Genomic DNA, 2,871 nt, shown 5'->3' on the forward strand with positions numbered 1-2,871 from the left:
ATAGTAAGTGAAAAAGTGGTCATTATAAGTAGCTTTACAATAGGTTTAAATCTTATTTAATAAATTTATTTAATAAGATTGTTATTTAAATGATCATGCCAAGCATTAACAACGGCTGATACCGCACTTTGACTGCTGTGCTGCTCTAACCAAACTGAAGTCTCTTTTAGCCTAACTAATTGCTCCTCATAAACCTGTGGAGTCATAAGCTGGGTTACTTTGCGACAAATATTATCTCCAGTAGCCTCTTCTTGAATAAGCTCAGGCACAATTTCATCTGCAGCCAAGATATTGGGCAATGAGACGTATGGAACTTTAACCAATCGCTTGGCAATGGCATAGGTCAACTTTTTCATTTGATAAACTACCACCATAGGTCGATTTAATAGCATTGCTTCTAAAGTAGCAGTTCCTGATGCCAATACTATCAAATCAGACATGGCCATAATGGACTGGCTAAAGTCTGGTTGCTGCTGTGTCTCATCATAAGCAACAGCAACAGCTTGTCTTAATGACTCATCCTGACGCTCGATTAAGTCTTTTACAATATACTGATGGTTTTTATCTATGGTGGGTATCACAAAGCATAGTTTTTCATCAACCAGTAAAAGTCGACTGACCGCGTTTAACATTAAAGGGAGGATAGCATTAATTTCGGAGCGTCTCGAGCCTGGCATTAAGCAAATCATTTGGCTAATGTCTTCTTTGCGATTGACAAAGAAATTATGTAATTCAGAGTTATGCCAAATCAATTCGCGTCTTTGCTCATGGGTGGCTATTTGTACTAAATCTTTGGGTAGATTATGTAGCAGAGGATGACCTACACAGACCGCAGGATGGTTATGACGCTGGTAGACTTCAAGTTCGAAGGGAAATAGACACAGTACCAGATGCGTGGCTTTCTTAATAGATTCGATACGTGATTCGCGCCATGCCCATATAGAAGGGCTGACATATTGGACACAGAAGACACCTTTTGGTTTTAACTTCTTGGCTACTCTTAAGTTAAAGTCGGGGGCATCAATACCAATAAACCAATTTATCTGAGCTCTGCTAAAGGCTGATACCAACTCAGACCTTGCTTTTAGCAAATCCGGTAAGTGAGACATCACCTCGACAAGTCCCATTACTGCCAGACGATCTAAGGGAAATAAAGATTTTAACCCTTGCGCTATCATTTTGGGTCCACCGACACCTACCCAGATTACATCCTCAATAAGATCATTCACCTGATACATGAAGTCAGCACCAAGGCTGTCACCGGAGGCTTCGCCAGCAACTATGCCTATCACTAAAGGCTGGTTAGAATCTGTATTTTTTATGGGTGTAGACTGCTCGGAACCTCGTGAAAACATAGCTAACTCTACTTTAATATCAAGGAATTTATAAGGGCTAATAATCTAGTAAGATAATGACATCATAAAAATCATAAAACAGTCAATCGTATATATCAGGCAATCATATAAATCACTGAACAGGAAAATAGTATAACAAATATTTGTAGTGACCATTCCCTATATCAAGCAATAACGAGAGCTTAACACTTGTCAATCTAAGAATAAGCCCCCATAATAAAGTTATCCCTAAAAAAATGGTATGATTCAGTTATAAATAGTTATCTTGCGTTTAATGTGCTTTAAGAATTTATAATGTTTTGGTTATAATTTATAAGCATTTATTTTATTCCATATCTTATAATGTTATATCAATAAAAATTATCCAATCTTTTTAACAATATTTTAAACTAGGCAATATGAATATGACTTTACAATCGACCACCCACACAGCAGATATTGATGACGTGAATATTGAAGAATTTATCCCGCTAATTACGCCAGCTAGCCTTAAGGCTGAGTATCCTTTATCTGAAAAAGCATATCAAACTGTACTAAATGGTCGTACTACTATCCAAAATATTCTTGATGGGACAGATAAACGTCTTTTGGTCGTGGTAGGCCCCTGCTCTATTCATGATATTAAGGCAGCCCATGAGTATGCAGATAAATTGGTAAAGTTAGCAGATGAATTAAAAGACAGTATTTATATTGTTATGCGAGTCTATTTTGAAAAGCCTCGTACCACTGTAGGCTGGAAAGGTTTAATTAACGATCCTGATATGAACGACAGCTTCGATATCGAAAAAGGACTGCGTATGGCACGCAAGCTTCTACTCGACTTAAATGAAAAAGGTTTACCGTGTGCCACGGAAGCCTTAGATCCTAATACGCCGCAATATATGCAAGATCTTATTAGTTGGTCAGCCATTGGTGCTCGTACCACTGAGAGTCAGACTCACCGTGAAATGAGTTCTGGTTTATCTTGTCCTGTAGGGTTCAAAAATGGTACTGATGGCGGTATGACTGTGGCAGTGAATGCCATGAACGCGGTTAAGTCTGGCCATAACTTCTTAGGCTTATCTACTGACGGTCAAGTATGTATTATTAAATCAAAAGGCAATCCTTATGCCCATGTTGTCTTACGTGGTGGTAATGGTAAACCTAACTATGACCAATCTTCAGTAGAGCAAGCTGAGAATGAGCTGCTAAAAGGCAATGCTATGGTTAAAATTATGATTGACTCAAGCCATGCCAATTCTGGTAAAGACCCTTATTTACAACCCATGGTTATCCAAAATGTGGCTGAACAAATCCAAAATGGTAATAAATCTATTATGGGCTTAATGGTTGAAAGCCACTTGAAGGGCGGCAATCAAAAACTTACCAATGATCTTTCACAACTGGAATACGGCAAATCAATTACAGACGGTTGTTTGGATTGGGAAAGTACCGTTGCCTCACTTCGCAACTTACGTAGTACGATTAGAGATGTTCTTCCTAGTCGATAATTACGAATAATATAGTTAATAAGTTA

General features: G+C 38.1%; 2 protein-coding genes. One reads left to right on the forward strand and one right to left on the reverse strand.

Annotated features, from left to right (window positions below; genetic code table 11):
* Positions 1-65: 65 nt before the first annotated feature.
* Positions 66-1,355 (reverse strand): lipid-A-disaccharide synthase, encoded by a 1,290-nt coding sequence (lpxB, locus tag QZ265_RS10435; RefSeq protein WP_296405935.1) that lies wholly within the window; start codon positions 1,353-1,355, stop codon positions 66-68.
* A 404-nt stretch (positions 1,356-1,759) separates the two neighbouring features.
* Here lpxB and QZ265_RS10440 point away from each other — a divergent pair, with 404 nt between their 5' ends.
* On the forward strand, positions 1,760-2,845 hold the full coding sequence (locus tag QZ265_RS10440) for a 3-deoxy-7-phosphoheptulonate synthase (RefSeq protein WP_296405936.1): 1,086 nt from the start codon (positions 1,760-1,762) through the stop codon (positions 2,843-2,845).
* Positions 2,846-2,871: the final 26 nt, after the last annotated feature.

The organism is Psychrobacter sp., assembly GCF_018260395.1.
In the GTDB taxonomy this organism is placed as follows: domain Bacteria; phylum Pseudomonadota; class Gammaproteobacteria; order Pseudomonadales; family Moraxellaceae; genus Psychrobacter.

Bases quoted from the DNA above. Each gene is read 5' to 3' on its own strand.
- lpxB (WP_296405935.1), bottom strand. From the start codon at position 1,355: ATGTTTTCACGAGGTTCCGAGCAGTCTACACCCATAAAAAATACAGAT.
- QZ265_RS10440 (WP_296405936.1), top strand. From the start codon at position 1,760: ATGACTTTACAATCGACCACCCACACAGCAGATATTGATGACGTGAAT.